This is a genomic window from Streptomyces sp. HSW2009, assembly GCF_040240285.1.
In the GTDB taxonomy this organism is placed as follows: Bacteria; Actinomycetota; Actinomycetes; order Streptomycetales; family Streptomycetaceae; genus Streptomyces.
The window spans coordinates 1-237 of the sequence record NZ_JBEHZD010001231.1 but is presented as its reverse complement, the minus strand read 5'-3'; the positions used below and the strand labels follow the sequence as shown (position 1 = coordinate 237).

Here is a 237-nt window from a genome sequence, read left to right as displayed (position 1 = left end):
GGTAATATGTGTATATGAGACAGGCGCCGGCAGCGGCGAGCACTTCCCGGCAGCGGTCGGCGGGCCAGCGCGGGTGCAGCGGCAGATAGCCGGCGCCGCTCCAGGCCACCGCGAGCAGGCTGGTCACCAGCGCGGGCGAGCGCGGCAGCAGCACGCCGACCACGGTCTCCGGGCCGGCTCCTGCGGCGCGCAGCCGCGCGGCGTGTTCGGCCGCGCGGGCGGCGAGTTCGGCGTAGT

The 237-nt window shown here is 75.5% G+C and carries 1 protein-coding gene; it reads right to left on the bottom strand.

The window, feature by feature from the left end:
* Positions 1–237, bottom strand: a 237-nt coding sequence (locus tag AAHZ94_RS35310; protein ID WP_349997716.1) for an AMP-binding protein, incomplete at both ends; no start/stop codon positions are given.